This is a genomic window from Gemmatimonadaceae bacterium (assembly GCA_020852815.1).
GTDB lineage: Bacteria > Gemmatimonadota > Gemmatimonadetes > Gemmatimonadales > Gemmatimonadaceae > SCN-70-22.
This window is the reverse complement of the sequence record JADZAN010000019.1, coordinates 106,022-121,735: the sequence shown is the minus strand read 5'-3', so window position 1 is coordinate 121,735 and position 15,714 is coordinate 106,022. Positions and strand designations below refer to the sequence as shown.

The 15,714-nt window shown below is 68.3% G+C and carries 11 protein-coding genes; all 11 read left to right on the top strand.

Translation table 11 applies throughout. The annotated features are described in order from the left end of the window. Nucleotides 1–582 precede the first annotated feature (582 nt). Nucleotides 583–3,465 (top strand): heparinase II/III-family protein, encoded by a 2,883-nt coding sequence (locus IT359_11465; protein MCC6929598.1) that lies wholly within the window; start codon nucleotides 583–585, stop codon nucleotides 3,463–3,465. Continuing rightward, nucleotides 3,458–4,351, top strand: a complete 894-nt coding sequence (locus IT359_11460; protein ID MCC6929597.1) for an RNA methyltransferase — start codon at nucleotides 3,458–3,460, stop codon at nucleotides 4,349–4,351. Before IT359_11465 ends, IT359_11460 begins: the two co-directional genes overlap by 8 nt. 44 nt (nucleotides 4,352–4,395) lie before the next feature. Next, on the top strand, nucleotides 4,396–5,739 hold the full coding sequence (locus IT359_11455; GenBank protein ID MCC6929596.1) for an aminotransferase class III-fold pyridoxal phosphate-dependent enzyme: 1,344 nt from the start codon (nucleotides 4,396–4,398) through the stop codon (nucleotides 5,737–5,739). Beyond that, nucleotides 5,736–6,590 (top strand): amidohydrolase, encoded by an 855-nt coding sequence (locus IT359_11450; protein ID MCC6929595.1) that lies wholly within the window; start codon nucleotides 5,736–5,738, stop codon nucleotides 6,588–6,590. Before IT359_11455 ends, IT359_11450 begins: the two co-directional genes overlap by 4 nt. Further along, nucleotides 6,583–7,497, top strand: coding sequence for a hypothetical protein (locus tag IT359_11445; GenBank protein MCC6929594.1), 915 nt, complete (start codon nucleotides 6,583–6,585; stop codon nucleotides 7,495–7,497). Before IT359_11450 ends, IT359_11445 begins: the two co-directional genes overlap by 8 nt. Before the next feature lie 225 nt (nucleotides 7,498–7,722). Further along, on the top strand, nucleotides 7,723–8,364 hold the full coding sequence (locus tag IT359_11440; protein ID MCC6929593.1) for a cytochrome c3 family protein: 642 nt from the start codon (nucleotides 7,723–7,725) through the stop codon (nucleotides 8,362–8,364). A gap of 90 nt (nucleotides 8,365–8,454) precedes the next feature. Beyond that, nucleotides 8,455–11,514, top strand: a complete 3,060-nt coding sequence (locus tag IT359_11435; GenBank protein ID MCC6929592.1) for a 4Fe-4S dicluster domain-containing protein — start codon at nucleotides 8,455–8,457, stop codon at nucleotides 11,512–11,514. Next, complete coding sequence (gene nrfD, locus IT359_11430; protein MCC6929591.1) at nucleotides 11,514–12,956, top strand: polysulfide reductase NrfD; 1,443 nt, start codon at nucleotides 11,514–11,516, stop codon at nucleotides 12,954–12,956. The genes IT359_11435 and nrfD overlap by 1 nt, the downstream gene beginning before the upstream one ends. After that, nucleotides 12,956–13,456, top strand: coding sequence for a DUF3341 domain-containing protein (locus IT359_11425; protein MCC6929590.1), 501 nt, complete (start codon nucleotides 12,956–12,958; stop codon nucleotides 13,454–13,456). The genes nrfD and IT359_11425 overlap by 1 nt, the downstream gene beginning before the upstream one ends. A gap of 47 nt (nucleotides 13,457–13,503) precedes the next feature. Continuing rightward, on the top strand, nucleotides 13,504–14,259 hold the full coding sequence (locus IT359_11420) for a cytochrome c (protein MCC6929589.1): 756 nt from the start codon (nucleotides 13,504–13,506) through the stop codon (nucleotides 14,257–14,259). Then, nucleotides 14,256–15,590 carry a hypothetical protein gene (locus tag IT359_11415; GenBank protein MCC6929588.1) on the top strand — a complete coding sequence of 445 codons (1,335 nt, stop codon included), beginning with the start codon at nucleotides 14,256–14,258 and terminating at the stop codon, nucleotides 15,588–15,590. The genes IT359_11420 and IT359_11415 overlap by 4 nt, the downstream gene beginning before the upstream one ends. The last annotated feature ends 124 nt before the right edge of the window (nucleotides 15,591–15,714 follow it).

Here is a 15,714-nt window from a genome sequence, read left to right as displayed (position 1 = left end):
CACGCGGTCTTGCTGGGGATACCTGAGCGCGATGCGGACAGGTCTTTCCCACGGGGCACGTCGAATTCGCAAGGGGTGAGCGCCCTGCCTAACGAAGCTGCAGGATAGGTCCCGCGGCACTCGCCGTGTGGACTCGGAACCTGGGGCCGCGACTCGGGTCTGGGCTGGCAGCGATTCTGCGCGTCGCTCCTCGCCGCGTCGAGAGTCCATGGCCCGCTACAGGCCTGTCGAGCGACTTCCGATCAGCAGCCAGGGCACCAAACGGAATGCGGCCGAAGGCCGCGGTCCGAAATGCCTTTGCCTGCCGCAACCGGAGTTGACTGGCGTGCGGATAGAAACGGGGTAGATAGGTAACAGCCCCGATCGGGCAGAACATGGGTGACATTCGATCAATGGCATCACCTCCCCCGTGGTGAGGAGGGAGGCGGCATTGGATTGCTCTTCACCAACACGGGCCCGCTCGCGAAGTTCGACGAATGAGATCTCGTCCTCCACGACTGACCCGGCACACGTCCTCACCCCTCCGCCGTGTCACCCCATGTTCCCGGTGTACTCTGTGACCGATGTTCCCGGTTGCTCACGATGACGATCCTCCTCTCGAGCGACGCCGTTCGCGCGCGCGGCGCGGCCGCGCGCGGCGCGCTTGCCCCGCTGGCGCAGTCGCTGCGCGCCGACCTCGAGCCGCTTCTGGCGGCGGGCGAGCCGTGGTTCCCGCCCGAGAAGGCGCGCCTCACGCGCGTGGGGGGGCGCTGTCCCACGCATGGCGCGCTCCTCGACTTCGATCCCTGGCAGCCGCGCCGCCATCGCTGCCCAGTGTGCGGGACAGTGTACGAGGACGAGGCGCACTACCGCTGGTGGATCATGAACTACCAGCTCTGGCTGGCCGAGCGCGCGGTCCATGCGGCGTCGCTCCACGTCCTCACCGGCGACGCGGCGTGCGGCGCGCTGGCAACGGCCATCCTTCAGGGGTACGCCGCACGTTACGACACGTATCCCAATCGCGACAACGTCCTCGGCCCCACGCGCCCCTTCTTCTCCACCTACCTCGAATCCATCTGGCTGTTGCAACTGACGGCCGCGCTCGACCTCCTCGAGTCGTGCGGCGGGCGCACCGCACTCGGCGTCGAGGTGCGCGAGCGCCTGGTGCGTCCCAGCGCGTCGCTCATCGCGTCGTATGACGAGGGGAGCTCGAACCGACAGGTCTACAACAACGCAGCGCTGGCCGCGGCCGGGGCGCTCCTCGGCGACGACGCCATGGTGGGGGAGGCCATCGAGGGCGCATCGGGGATCGCCGCGCACCTCACCGGCGCGCTCCTCGCCGACGGGACGTGGTACGAGGGGGAGAACTACCACCTGTTCGCCCATCGCGGACTGTGGTACGGCGTGACCACCGCCGAGGCGCTGGGCGTGGCGCTGCCGCGCGAGGGCGTGCGCCGCTTCCGGGAGGGGTTCGCCACCCCCTTCGCCACCGCGCTCCCCGACTTCACCTTCCCGTCGCGGCGCGACTCGCAGTATCGCGTTTCGCTCCGACAGTGGCGCATGGCCGAGAGCTGCGAACTGGGGCTGGCGCGGGGCGACGACCCGCGGCTGGCGGCGGCGCTGGCGGAACTCTACCGCCCCGCAGCAGACGAGGGCGACACGGGACGTGCACGCTCCACCGCGGAGGCCGAGCGCAATCTCCCGCCGGTGCCGCTCTCGCGATCGTCGTTAGGGTGGAAGTCGCTGCTCTTTGCCCGCACACTACTCCCCGCGCTGGAGCGACGACGGCAGGCGTCGGTGCAGCTGGCGGGGCAGGGGCTGGCCGTCCTGCGGCGCGACCAGGGGCGCACGTACGTCGCCCTCGACTATGGCGAGTCGGGCGGCGGCCACGGGCACCCGGACCGGCTCAACCTCTGGCTCGTCGTCGGCGCTGCCCGCTTGCTGGAGGACGTGGGAACCGGGTCGTATGTCGACCCGACGCTCCACTGGTACCGCAGCACTCTCGCGCACAACGCACCGTTGGTGGACGGGCGCTCGCAGTGGCGGGCCGCTGGGACAGTGCTCGCCTTCGACGACCGCGGCGAATCGGGGCTCGTGTCGGCGCGCGCCGAGATCGCGCCGGGCGTCGTCGTCGAACGCACGGTCGTCGCGATGTCCAACTACCTCGTCGACGATGTGCGCTGGCGCGCCGATCGCATCGTGACCTTCGACCTCCCGTTTCACATCGACCCCGAACTCGGCACCGGTTCGCGATGGCGCCACACGACGCTGGCGGGAGGGAAGGGGCTCGAGGACGGCTTCGACTTCGTCTCCGCCAGCGAATACATCCCCGGCGTGCCGGGCACCTGGTTCTCCACCCGCGTAGACGACGTCGAAGCGCGCACCTGGATGCACTGCGACACGCCGCACGAATGGTGGAGGTGCGTGGCCCCGGGCCCGCCGGGCGGCGCGCGCCGTCGATTCCTCCTGCTGCGTACGCGCGGCCGTTCGGGCGTCATCAGGAGCGTGTGGAATTGGACCGGCGAGGTGATGTCGTCCACCTTCGAAGCTGAGCGCGCGATCGTGCACTTCGGCAGTTGGGCGCGGCACGTCCACCGTCGTGAGGCCTATCGCTGGAGCATCGAGCTCGACATGGGCGATGCCGACTCGTCGATCGACTTCGACGCGCCGCCTGACGAGTACGTCGCGTTCGGTGTGCGGTCGCCTGACGAGTCGGCCGAGCCGTTGGCGGATGACCTGGCCAACGAGACGGTGGATGAGGGGCGCGAGCCTGGGCGCGCGACATGGGCCGGCCGCCCTGCGCCGGCGCCGACTCCGCGAGCGACGACGACGCTCCGCGCGCGACACGACCTCCCGTCCGCTCCCGGAGCGTTGGCCAACGATGACGGTGCAGCGCAATCGGGGACTGCCGCACGCTTCGTGCTCGATGCGTCGCACTATCGCCGCTCCGAACTGGACTGGGAAGCGGCCGGGCGCCCGACGGCGCGCGTGGCCGTTGTCGCCACCGAGGGCGAAATCGTCGTCGACATTGCCGTGAGCAAGCGCCCGGTGGTCTTTGCCCCAGCGCGAGAGCAGAACCCGCTCGACAACGAGCATCCCGACACCAACTCCGACGGTGTGCAGCTCTATCTGGGGTCGGGGCTCGGCGATCCGCGTTACTATGCCTGGATCATGGTCCCGGAGCCCGAGCGCGGCACGGTGCGCGTGTCCACGCGGGCGGCGTTCGGCCCCCCCATCACCCCGCACGCGGGTGCCGCCCTAACGAGCGACGGGTGGGCGTTGCGTGTCGCCGTTCCGCGCTCGGCGCTCGCGCTCGACGGGGCGGGAGACTTCACCCTGGACGTCGTCGTCAACGAGATTACGCCCGATCGCGAGCGCCGGCGGGGACAACTCGTCCTCAGCGGCGGCCGCGGCGAATGGGTCTACCTGCGCGGCGACCGGCAGGAGTCCGCGCGTGCCCTCCCGTTTCGCATCACCGATGACTGATACCACCCTGCACCGCGTGCGCGTGGTGCTGTTCGAACCGCAGGATCCCGTGAACATCGCCGCGACCGTCCGGGCGATGAAGAACATGGGCGTGCGCGACCTCTTCCTCGTGCGACCGGTGGAGTTCACCGCCTATCGATTGGAGGGGATCGCGCACGATACGTTCGACGTGATCGAGCGCATTCGTGTCGTGCAGACCCTGGGCGAGGCGCTCGACGACTGCGTGCATGTCGCCGCCTTCACGGCGCGCCGGCGTCGCCACAAGTGGGAGCTGGCGACGCCGCGCGAGATGGCCGCGCGTCTCGTGGAGCGCTCCGTCGATGGGAGTGTCGCGCTCCTCTTCGGTCGCGAGGACCATGGCCTCCCCAACGAGGCGCTCGATCGCGCGCACACCGCCGTCACGATTCCCACCACCAATCACGCTTCGCTCAACCTGGCGCAGGCGGTGCTCGTGGCGCTGTACGAGTTGCACCTCGCGGCTGGCGACGCCACGCGCGACGTGGCCCCGCCGCGCCACGACGCCCCGCCCGCCACCGCGGAGCAGTTCGAACGGCTGTACCAGGACATCGAGCGTGCGCTGGTCGCGATCGACTTCTTCAAGACCCGCTACCGCGATCACATCATGCGCAGCCTGCGCTCGATCTACTACCGCGCGGCCCCCGACGGACGCGAGATCCAGCTCCTGCGGGCCGTGCACATCGAGGTCGTGCGGAACATGGACCGCCTCTTCCTCAAGTTCGGAACGGCGGCGCGCCCCAACCCGGTGGAGGTCGGCGCCCGACCGGTCGACGCGTTCACCGCCGCGGACAACGCGCTCACCGCCGCGGACAGTTCGCCGGCCGAATTACCTCGCGACGCTGACGAGCACCGCGACACGTCTCCATAATCCCGGGGCACATCCCCCGTCACGCCTTCCCACGGATTCGTTCCATGCCCTTCAAGCGATTCTTCGGCCGCGGCAACGACCAGCCACCTCCACCCCCGAGCGACGAGGACGTCGACGACGACTCGCCAGCGGACGATGACGGCGACGACGAGGGACTCCACCCCGAGGCGGCACTCGGCGCCGACGAGATCGACCGCGACTGGCGCGATCGCGCGGCGATCGCGATTCCAGGCGGGGCGTCGACCGGGAGCAAGCGCCCCGAATCGATCTATGGTCCCGATTCGGTCGATGGCGCCGCCCACTTCACCTCCGCCCAGGGATGCCGCATCGTCACGCCGTCCAACCGGACGATGGTCGACTGCACGATGGCGTTAGGCTCGGTGGCGATCGGCTACGGCGACGAGGCCATCAACCGCGCCGTGCTGACGGCGGTCGCCAGCGGCAACGTGTGCGGCCTCTCCAGCACGGCCGAGGTGGAGCTGGCGGAGCGCCTGTGTGAGGTGATCCCCTGCGCGGAGCAGGTGCGCTTCCTCAAGTCGGGGGGCGAGGCGATGGCCGCGGCGGTGCGCATCGCGCGCACCGCGACGGGGCGGTCCACGGTGATCGGGAGCGGCTACTTTGGCTGGCAGGACTGGTGCAGCCAGGGGGCGGGCATTCCCGCTGGCGCGAGCGGCGACTTTGTCCGTGTTCCCTTCAACGACATCGGCGCCCTGGAACTCGCCGGGCGCACCGCCGGGCGCAACCTCGCCGCGATCGCGATCGAGCCGGTCGTCAACGAGCTGGCGACGGCCGAGTGGATTGGCGCCGCGCGGCGCATCTGCGACGCCACCGGCGCCGTCCTCATCTTCGATGAGATGAAGACCGGGTTTCGCCTCGCCACGGGCGGCTACCAGCAGTTTGCCGGGATCGATCCCGACCTGGCGGCGTTCGGCAAGGCGATGGCGAATGGTTATCCTCTCGCCGCCGTGGTTGGACGCGCCGCGGTAATGGAGGCCGCCGAGCAGACCTGGATCTCGGTGACGCTGGCGGGCGAGTCGGTCGCGCTGTCGGCGGCGCTCGCGGTGCTCGACATCCACGCCGAGATGGACGTCTGCGCGACGTTGTGGCGGGTGGGAAAGCAGATGCGCGAGAGCGTGGCGACCGCCGCCGCGGCCAGCGGGCTTCCGGGAGTCTCGGTCTCCGGGATCGACCCGATGTGGACCATCGACTTCGAGGACGAGGGGCGTCAGCGCGCATTCCTGGAGCGCGCCGCGGCGCACGGCGTGCTGTTCAAGCGCGGCCCCTACAACTACGCAGCGGTTGCCCACGACGACGATGCGATCCTGCTCGAGGTGGAGCGTGTGGCCAGCACCGCGCTGGTTGACGTCCTGGAGGCGGAAGCGCGGTGAGCGTCCCGGCACCGCACGGCGGGAGCGCGCCGCTCATCGATGTCCATGCGCACTTCTTCCAGCCCGACGCCGGCAAGGGCGACTGGGCCACGCTCAATGCGCGCCGCCTCGAGGCGGGCGCAGCGATCGGGATTCGCTACCACGTGACGTCGGTCCTGGGAACGTGGGGGGCCACGTCGCCCACGTACTTCCAGTCCCCAAACGATACGGTGCAGGGGAACGACTTCGCCCTGCGCATGCACGCCGATCACCCGGCGCACGTGCGAGCCTACGTTGCGGTGAACCCCAACGATGGTGAGTTCGCGGTGCGCGAGATCGAGCGCTGCGTGGCGCACGGCGCGGTGGGGCTCAAGCTCGCCGCCGCGCGCCGCTGCGATGATGCCGTGCTCGACGCCGTGATCGAGAGAGCGCGCGCGTACGGCCTTCCCGTCCTCCATCACATCTGGCAGCACCGGCGCCGTCACTGGCCCGGGCAGGACATCTCCGACGGCGCCGACCTGGCGCAACTGGCGTCGCGCTTTCCCACCGTCCAGTTCATCCTTGCGCACATTGGCGGGGGAGGGGACTACGCGCACACCTTCGACGCCGTCCGCGACGTCCCCAACATCCACCTCGACCTGTCGGGGAGCGGCATTGACCGCGGGATGCTCGATGGTGCGTTCGACGCCGTCGGGGCACGCCGGCTGCTGTGGGGGGGCGACCTGACGCTGTGCACCGGCCTGGCCAAGCTCTGGGCGCTCGACCTGGTGATCGCCTCCGACGAGGCGCTGCACGACGTGCGATGGCGCAACGCGGCACGCCTCTTTCCCCCGGGGGCGTTCCCCGGGCTTTCGGAGCTGGTCCATGCCTAACGCCGCCCCCCTCCCATCGCCCCGCGCCGACGCCGCCGGCGCGGGCCAATCCGCGCCGAGCCCCGTCGCCCTCGACGTCAGTACCTTCATTGGCGGCTATCCGTTTCGCCACCTCCCGCACCCCGATCCCGAGGTCCTGGTGCGGGTGCTCGCGCGCGAGGGGATCGCGCACGCCTGGGTTGGCCACCTCCCTTCCGCCTTCCACCGCGATCCCGCGGCGGGGAACGCCGAGCTGCTCCAGCGCCTGGCGCCGCATCATGACGTCCTCATCCCGGCGCCAATCGTCCGCCCGGATTGGCCGGGGTGGCGCGATGCGCTGCAGCAGCTTGCCGACGCCGGCGCCGGCGCCATACGCGCATACCCGCAGCTGTGGGGATTCGCACCGGGGGATGAACGGTTGACGCAGCTCGCCACCGCGTGCGGCCACGCAGGGCTCCCGCTCCTCCTCACCGTTCGATTCGAGGACGTTCGGCAGCGGCATGCGCTCGACGTGGCCGGCGACCTGAGCGCGGCGCACGTGCGCGAGCTCGTACGCGAGCTCGTGCGCGCGACCGTGGCGTCGCACGCTGGGCGATACGCGGGACCGCCTTCGGGACCGCACGCGGCGCAAATCGTCGTCACCGCCGGCGGACGCGACTTCGTGGAGGAGGTGTACTGGGGGCTCACCCCCGTGGAGCGCGAGGCAGTGCTCTTCGACTTCAGCTGGATCTGGGGCCCCCCCAGCGATGAACTGGCAACGCTGTTCAGGACGATTGGCAGCGCGCGCTTCGTGTACGGCACCATGTGGCCGCTTCGCCTGACGCAGGGGGCGCGCGCCAATCTCGCGCTCCTCCCCGCGGATGTTCGTGACGCGCCCCTCGGCGAGGCGCGCGCCTCGATTGGACGGGTGGGGAGCGCGCGAGAATGATGCGGTTGAAAAAGTGAATGCAGAGGAGTTGTCGGATTCGCGTCGCGTCGCCAAGATGCGGGGGCGCGGCTGGTGCCTGACGAGCGCGAAACGGGGCAACGCTCAGCGTTCCCCACTCTTGCACGTAGGCATCGGCGTGGTCATTTTTCGCCGCTGTTTCGGATTCTTGTGAAATGATTCACAAGGCCGAGTCAATCAGTCGGCTTCCCTCCACCTCAGGACTCGATGACGAGCAGGCGCAAGTGGACGCTCGTTCCGGCGTTCTTCGCCATCGCGGCGGCGGCGACCCTCCTCTCGGCGTATAGCGGCGCGTCGTCGTCGCAGGGGTTCTCCCCCGTGCAGCCGATCCAGTTCCCTCATCCGGTGCACGTCCAGACGCTGGGGATGAACTGCCTCTATTGCCACTACAGCGCCAACAAGTCGCCCGATCCCGGGCTACCGGCGGTGGGCACGTGCATGGGCTGCCATACGGTGGTCGGCCCGAATCGCCCGGCCATGGATGGCAAGCCGGCACGCGTGAGCGCGGAACTCACGAAGCTGCTCAAGCTCGCCCCTCCCGGGCAGCCGGATAAGTGGCAGGGCATTCCCTGGGAGCGCATCCACAAGGTCCCCGAGTACGTGCACTTCCCGCACATGCGGCACGTGAGTGCGGGGGTGACGTGCCAGACGTGCCACGGTGCCGTGCAGAACATGGCGCAGGTGTCGCAGGTTGCGTCGCTCAACATGGGGTGGTGCGTGCGGTGTCACGTGGACGGCTACAAGCTCAGTGATGGGCTGTTGGCTGCCGGTGACACGGTGGGCGCGAAGGCGGTCGCCAACGAGCCCCCGAAGAAGGCGCGGTACGACTGCGCCATCTGCCACTACTAGTCACGTAGCATCGCCGCCGCCGCGAGTGCCGGCCCTGACGGTTCAGGACCCAAGCGCCGCGGTTCGTCTCGACGATCGAGGAAGCACTGCATGAGCCAGTCGACGGGGTCCGCGGGCGTCAAGCGCCGCGAGTTCCTCAAGGTCCTGGGCGCCGCCAGCGCCGTGACGACCACTATCGGGTGTAGCCAGGAGAAGGTCGAGAAGCTGATTCCGTACCTGGTCTCGCCAGACCAGACGGTCCCGGGGGTCTCGACCTATTACAGCACCACCTGCCGCGAGTGCGCGACGGCGTGCGGCGTGGTGGCCGAGGTGCGCGACGGGCGCGCCATCAAGCTCGAGGGGAATCCGGATCATCCGGTGAACCGCGGCGCATTGTGCGCGCGCGGGCAGTCGGCGCTGCAGGGGCTCTACAATCCCGATCGCTACCGGCAGCCGCTCGTTCGCGAGGGGGGCAAGCTCGTCCCCACCACGTGGGACAAGGGGCTTGCCCTCCTGCGCCAGAAGATCGGCGAGGCCAAGGCTACGGGGCGTGGGCAGAACGCCGTCTTCCTTACCGAACAGGACGGCGGTTCGTTTGGTGCCTTCGTGGACACGTGGCTCGGCGCGCTCGGCCTGGGCCCGCAGCTGCAATACGACTCGGGCGCCGACCTGGCGCTGCGTGCGGCCAATGTCGCGGCCTACGGAACGGCGATGCCCGGCGTCGACATGTCGGCGGCCTCGCTGGTGATTTCGTTAGGCGCCGACTTCCTGGATGGGCGCGAGGCCTCGGTCCCGATGCAACTGGCCTTTGCCGATGCCCGCGCCAGGCTGCAGCACGCGCCGCGCTTCATCTATGTCGGCCCGCGCCGTTCGCTCACCGGGCTCAACGCCGACGAGTGGATTGCCTGCAAGCCGGGGAGCGAGGACGCCATTGCCAGGGCGCTCCTTGCCGCCGTTGGTGGTGCGGGCGGCGCCACGGTGAAGGAGGCCTCCGACGCCTCCGGCGTCACCGAGGCGACGCTGCAGCGCCTGGCCGATGAACTGCGCTCGGCGCGCCCGAGCCTGGTCCTCTCCGGTGTCTCCACGCCTAACGCTGGCGTGGTGGCGACGCTCGCCGCCGAGATCAACAAGGCGGCCGGCAACGTCGGCGTGACGGTGAAGCCGGGCGAGCCGCTGAGTGGCTTCGACGGCGTGGTTGGGGCGGCGCGCATCGCCGAGGTCGCGCGCCAGGCCGAGGCAGGGAGCGTTCCGCTTCTCTTCGTCCGCGGCGTCAACCCGGCCTACGACACACCCAAGTCGGTGAAGTTCGCCGAGGCGATGGCGAAGATCCCGTTCAAGGTGTCGTTCTCCTGCTATCCGGACGAGACGAGCGAGCTGTGCGACCTCGTCCTCCCGAGCGATCACGCGCTGGAGTCGTGGGGCGACGCGCCGGCCAAGCCGGGGATCGTCTCGCTCCAGCAGCCGGTGATGGAGCGCATCTTCGACACCAAGGCCACGTCCGATGTGCTGCTGGCGGTTGCGCAGGGCGACCCCACGGTGTCGGCGCGCTTCCCGTGGAAGAGCTACCGCGACTACCTCATTGCCAACTTCGCCGGTGGGACGTCGGCCTTCACGCAGGCGCTCAGCAACGGGATGTCCAACGGCAGCATCGCCCCGCGCGCCTCGGGGACGGCCAGCGTGTCGCTCTCGGCCGATGCGCCGGCGGCGATCGGCGGTGACGGCGAGTACTTCCTGGTCACGTATCCGCACGCGGTGCTCGGTACCGGTGCCGGGGCCAACAAGCCGTGGCTGCAGGAACTCCCCGATCCCGTGGCCAAGGTCGTGTGGCAGTCGTGGATCGAATTGCACCCGGCGACGGCGAAGAAGCTCGGCGTCGTGGCGGGCGATCACGTGACGGTGCAGACGGCGGCCGGGAGCATCACGGCGCCGGCCTTCATCTACCTGGGCATCCGGCAGGACACCGTTGCCGTGGCGCTGGGGCAGGGGCACACCGCCTACGGGCGGTATGCGAAGGACATCGGCATCAACGCGCTCGGCGCGTTAGGCGGGACGTACAATGGTGCCGGCGCCCTCGCGCTCACGCAGTCGAGGGCCAAGGTCAGCAAGGCGGGCGAGCGGTCCGACTTGATCACGACCGAGGGCTCGGCGCGCCAGCACGGGCGCGGCATCGCGCAGGCGCTCACCGTGGCCGACGTCGTGGCGGGGCGCTTCAAGGAAGAGGAGCACAAGTTCCCGGGCGACGCGTCGCACGAGTTCCTTCCCGGGCTCCGCTCGCCGCTGGCGGCGGATGCGCAGGGTGATCTCACGGACTCGACGGCGAAGGACCTTGGGATGTACGACCCCAAGCACTGGAGCGGGATGGCCAAGCGCCGTTGGGCGATGACCATCGACCTCGCGCGGTGCACGGGGTGCTCGGCCTGCGTCACGGCGTGTTACGCCGAGAACAACATCCCGACCGTGGGGGCGCGCTGGCAGGGTCGGTCGCTGCGCCCCGGTTCGGCCTCGGACGACAGTGCATGGGATACGCGTCCCGGCGCGAACATCCTCAAGGGGCGCGAGATGAGCTGGTTGCGCATCGAGCGGTACTTCGAGGGTGGGGAGGACGGCTCGAGCGACTTCGAGGCGCGCTTCGTCCCGATGATGTGCCAGCACTGCGGCAACGCGCCGTGCGAGCCGGTGTGCCCGGTGTATGCGACGTATCATGCACCTGACGGTCTCAACGTGCAGGTCTACAACCGTTGTGTCGGCACGCGCTACTGCTCCAACGGCTGCCCCTACAAGGTGCGCTACTACAACTGGCACGGGTACGGCGAGAAGGAGCGTCGCCAGTACGCCTTCCCCGAGCCGTTGCACCTGCAGCTCAACCCGGACGTGACCGTCCGCGGCAAGGGCGTGATGGAGAAGTGTTCGTTCTGCGTGCAGCGCATCCGCGAGGCGGAGAACCTGGCCAAGGTCGAGGGGCGCGAATTGAAGGCCGACGAGTTCACGACGGCGTGCGCGCAGGCGTGCCCGTCCAAGGCCATCGTCTTCGGTGACGCGGCCGACGAGAGCTGGTCGGTGGCCAAGGCGGCGCTCGATGCGCGCGCCTACCACGTGTTCGAGGAACTGAGTACCTACACCGCGGTGGTCTACTTGAAGCGCGTCAATCATCCGGCGGGAGGTGCGGCATAATGGCCTCCTTCGCTGAACCGCTGCGGCCGAACATCGCGTCGGCCGACGTGCAGCTCCCGGGGGTCCGGGACTACGAGCAGGTCGACAACGAGATCATCGGGACGCTCAAGCCGACCAAGGGGTGGTTCGCCGCCTTTGGGGTGGCGGTGGCGCTCTTCCTGATGGGAGCCGCGACGTGGATCTACCAGATCTACTGGGGGCTCGGGAACGCGGGGTATGCGCCGCCGGTGATGTGGGGCGTGTACATCATCACCTTCGTCTTCTGGGTCGGTATCGGCCACGCCGGGACGCTGATCTCGGCGATCCTCTTCCTGTTCCGCGCCGGCTTCCGCACGACGATCTATCGATGCGCCGAAGCGATGACCGTGTTCGCGGTCATGACGGCGGGGCTCTTCCCGATCATCCACATCGGGCGCCCGTGGAAGTTCTTCTGGCTGGTGCCGTACCCCAACTGGCGCCTGCTGTGGCCGAACTTCAAGTCGCCGCTGGTGTGGGACGTGTTCGCCATCTCGACGTACCTCACCGTGTCGGCGACGTTCCTTTACGTGGGACTCATTCCCGACATCGCGGTGCTCCGTGACCGGGAGACCAACCCGGTGCGCAAGCGGATCCTGGCGGTCATGTCGCTGGGGTGGCGGAACTCCGAGCCGGAGTGGCGTCACTTCATGAAGATGTACCTGTTCCTGGCGGCCTTCTCGACGCCGCTGGTGCTCTCGGTGCACTCGGTCGTGTCGTTCGACTTCGCCATGGCGCTCACGCCGGGGTGGCACGCGACGATCTTCCCGCCCTACTTCGTGGCCGGCGCGATCTTCTCGGGGATCGGGATGGTGTTCACGATCATCATCCCCATCCGGAAGTTCTTCAAGCTGCAGCACTACGTCACCATCAACCATCTCGACGCGGCGGCCAAGCTCTGCCTCTTCACGTCGATGGTGGTCGGGTGCGCGTACCTGATCGAGTTCTTCATCGCCTGGTACTCGGGCGTGAAGGTCGAGCAGGACTACTTCTGGAACCGCGTCTTCGGCGAGTGGTGGTGGGCCGCGTGGATCATGCTGACGTGCAACATGATCTTCCCGCTGTCGCTCTTCTCGCAGAAGCTGCGCCGCAACCCCAGTTGGCTGTGGATCCTCTCGATCTTCATCAACATCGGGATGTGGTTCGAGCGCTTCGTCATCATCGTCCCCTCGCTCTCGCATGAGTTCGAGCCGTGGCAGTGGGGGACGTACGCGCCGAGCTGGGTCGACATGGCGATCCTCGTGGGGTCGTTCGGCTGGTTCTTCATGTGGTTCCTCCTCTTCATCAAGCAGTTGCCCGTGGTGGCGATTGCCGAGGTGAAGGAAGTCGTGCCGCCCAGGCTGCGCAGCCATGCGCGCGGGCACGGGATCGACACGGAAGGGCACCACCTCCCCTATGGCACGGAAACGCCGGGAGAACACGACTGATGCGGCGCGGACTGGTAGCAGCGTTTCGGGAACTCGACGCCACGTGCGACGCGATCGTGGCGCTGAAGAAGGCCAAGTACGATTTCACCGTGTACACGCCGACGCCGCGGCACGAGATCGAGCACGCGCTCGAGCCGCCGATGTCGCCGGTGCGGCGCTACACACTCATTGCCGGCCTCCTGGGCGTGACCTTCGGGTACTGGATCCCGATCTGGACGTCCGAGTACTGGCCGATGGTCGTGGGGGGCAAGGCGATCGGGAGCTGGATCCCGTACACCATCATCGGCTTCGAGGTGATGGTGCTGGTCGGGGCGCTCACGACGGTGGCGGCGATGTTCATTCACTCGCGGATCCCCAAGATCACGGCGACCACGGGGTTCGACCCGCGCTTCACGCATGGCGATTACGGCATCTACGTCGAGGCAGCGCCCGATCGCCTCAAGGAAGCCGAAGCGACGCTGCGCAAGTTTGGCGCGGTCGACGTGCGGGGGGAATCGTGATGATTCGAGAAGACGAGAAGACGAGAAGACGAGAGGACGAGAGCTCGATGCCAGTCATTCGCGGACTCCGTCGGACGATCCTCATCGCCCCGGCGATCCTGTCGCTCACGGCGTGCGAGTGGTTCACCGACTTCAAGCGCATGCCGATGGTGACCACCTGGGAACAGGACTCCATCCTCAAGTCGGTGCGAGGGGCGCCGCAGGGGTCGGTGCCGCGCTCGGGGACCGCGGTGAGCGCGATGCAGGTCTCCTACCAGAACCTCCCGTTCCAGATCGACACGATCGGGATGCTGGCGCAGAACCCGACGCCGGTGACCGAGGCGTCGCTGGCCAACGGGCACCTGTACTACCAGATCAATTGCGCCGTTTGTCACGGCGACAAGGGCGACGGGATGGGGAAGACGATGCGCTACGGCGTCCCCCCCATCAACATCGTGATGGACATGACCAAGAACCGCACCGATGGCTACATCTTCGGGATGATGCGCAACGGGCGTGGCCTCATGCCGTCGTACAACCGCATCGAGGAGTCCGATCGGTGGGACGTGGTCAACTACCTCCGCGCGCTGCAGGGGAAGGTGACCGACGTGAAGTTCGCGACGGGCCCGATTGCCCTGCCCGGGGTGAATGGCAACAAGGTCCCGGGCGCCACGGTGCTGGGTCCTAACCATTGGGTGCCGCACGTGCCGGCGTCGCTGTACGGGACGTCGGGTGTGACGGCGCGCCCGGCCGAAGCGAGGCCGGCGGAATCGACGACGACTGAAGGGGCGGCGCACCCCGCGAAGACGGGAGAACACGAGTGAGCGCACATCACGGAGCACATACGCCGTCCCGGCAGGACCTGGTCACCATGATCCAGGGCAAGCCGGTCCCGAAGAATCTCAAGACGATCTCGCTCGTCCTCGCGGTCATCGGGTTCGGCATCTTCATCGCCGGCGCGGTCATGGGTGAAGACCGCGCGTGGCAGGCCTTCCACGTCAACTGGCTCTTCTTCACGATCCCGTCGTCGGCGGGGGTGATGCTGGCCGCGGTGCAGCGCATCACCACGGCGCGCTGGTCGCGCGCGGTGATCCGCCTCGTGGAAGGGTTCGTCGCCTTCCTCCCCGTGGCGTTCGTTCTCCTGCTCGTCACGCTGCTGGCAGGAAAGGGGCACATCTTCCCGTGGATGCACGAGACGATCGCCGTTCCCGAGAAGGCCAAGTGGCTGGAACCGACCTTCTTCGTGGTCCGGGACCTCGTCGTCTTCGGCCTCCTCACCGTGCTGAGCGTGTGGTACATCTACACGTCGGTGCGCGTGGACGTCGGCCTCCTCCCCGAGTGGGGCGCGGGGTGGGCCAAGGGACTGCGCGACGGGATGCGTCGCGGCTTCGGCGAGGAACGCCGCGAGCTGCACTCCACACACTCGCTGCAGGGAAAGCTCGCGGTCTTCCTCGCCCTCACGTTCGGCTTCGGCTGGACGGTCCTGGCCTGGGACCTGTCGATGTCGATGGACTACCACTTCCAGTCGACGATGTGGGGGTGGCAGGTGTTCATGGGTGGCTGGCTCGTCATGCTGATGTGCTTCGCGCTCATCGTGCGCTGGTGGCGCGACTACATGGGCGCCGACGCCGTCATCACCGAGACGCACTTCCACGACATCGGCAAGCTGTGCTTTGCCTTCACCGCGTTCTGGGGCTACCTGACCTTCTCGCAGTACCTGGTCATCTGGTACGGCAACTGGGGTGAGGAAACGCATCGCCTGCGCCTCTCCCTCATTCAGCCGTGGACCAACCTGAGCGTGGCGGTCGTCTTCCTCGCCTTCCTCGCGCCGTTCTTCGGCCTGCTGGGCAAGGCACCGAAGCTCTTCTTCCCGACCATGAGCTTCTTCGCGGCCTGCTCGATGATCGGGATCTGGCTGCACCGCTACCTCGAGATCTATCCGCCCATCTATGTCCAGACCGTCACCACGGCGCCGTTTGGCATCTGGGAGATCGGGACGACGCTCGGCTACCTGGGGCTGTGGGGCTTCTGCTACCTCAGCTTCATGGACGCCTTCCCGCGCATGCGCGTGGTGTGGATGACGTCCAAGCACCGCGACGAGATGCAGGTCCCGGTGGACGCGAAGACGATGGAGCCGCTCCCGGCGCACGAGTAGGTTGCTTCGCTTCGCTGCGAGAAGACGAGAAGACGAGAAGCCTGCCCCAGCGAAGGCTGGGGACGAGAGGACGAGAAGCCTGCCCCAGCGAAGGCTGGGGACGAGCGGGCCCGGAGATGATCTC

Coding starts and splice junctions, on each gene's coding strand:
- IT359_11465 (MCC6929598.1), top strand. CDS start 583: ATGACGATCCTCCTCTCGAGCGACGCCGTTCGCGCGCGCGGCGCGGCC.
- IT359_11460 (MCC6929597.1), top strand. CDS start 3,458: ATGACTGATACCACCCTGCACCGCGTGCGCGTGGTGCTGTTCGAACCG.
- IT359_11455 (MCC6929596.1), top strand. CDS start 4,396: ATGCCCTTCAAGCGATTCTTCGGCCGCGGCAACGACCAGCCACCTCCA.
- IT359_11445 (MCC6929594.1), top strand. CDS start 6,583: ATGCCTAACGCCGCCCCCCTCCCATCGCCCCGCGCCGACGCCGCCGGC.
- IT359_11440 (MCC6929593.1), top strand. CDS start 7,723: ATGACGAGCAGGCGCAAGTGGACGCTCGTTCCGGCGTTCTTCGCCATC.
- IT359_11435 (MCC6929592.1), top strand. CDS start 8,455: ATGAGCCAGTCGACGGGGTCCGCGGGCGTCAAGCGCCGCGAGTTCCTC.
- nrfD (MCC6929591.1), top strand. CDS start 11,514: ATGGCCTCCTTCGCTGAACCGCTGCGGCCGAACATCGCGTCGGCCGAC.
- IT359_11425 (MCC6929590.1), top strand. CDS start 12,956: ATGCGGCGCGGACTGGTAGCAGCGTTTCGGGAACTCGACGCCACGTGC.
- IT359_11420 (MCC6929589.1), top strand. CDS start 13,504: ATGCCAGTCATTCGCGGACTCCGTCGGACGATCCTCATCGCCCCGGCG.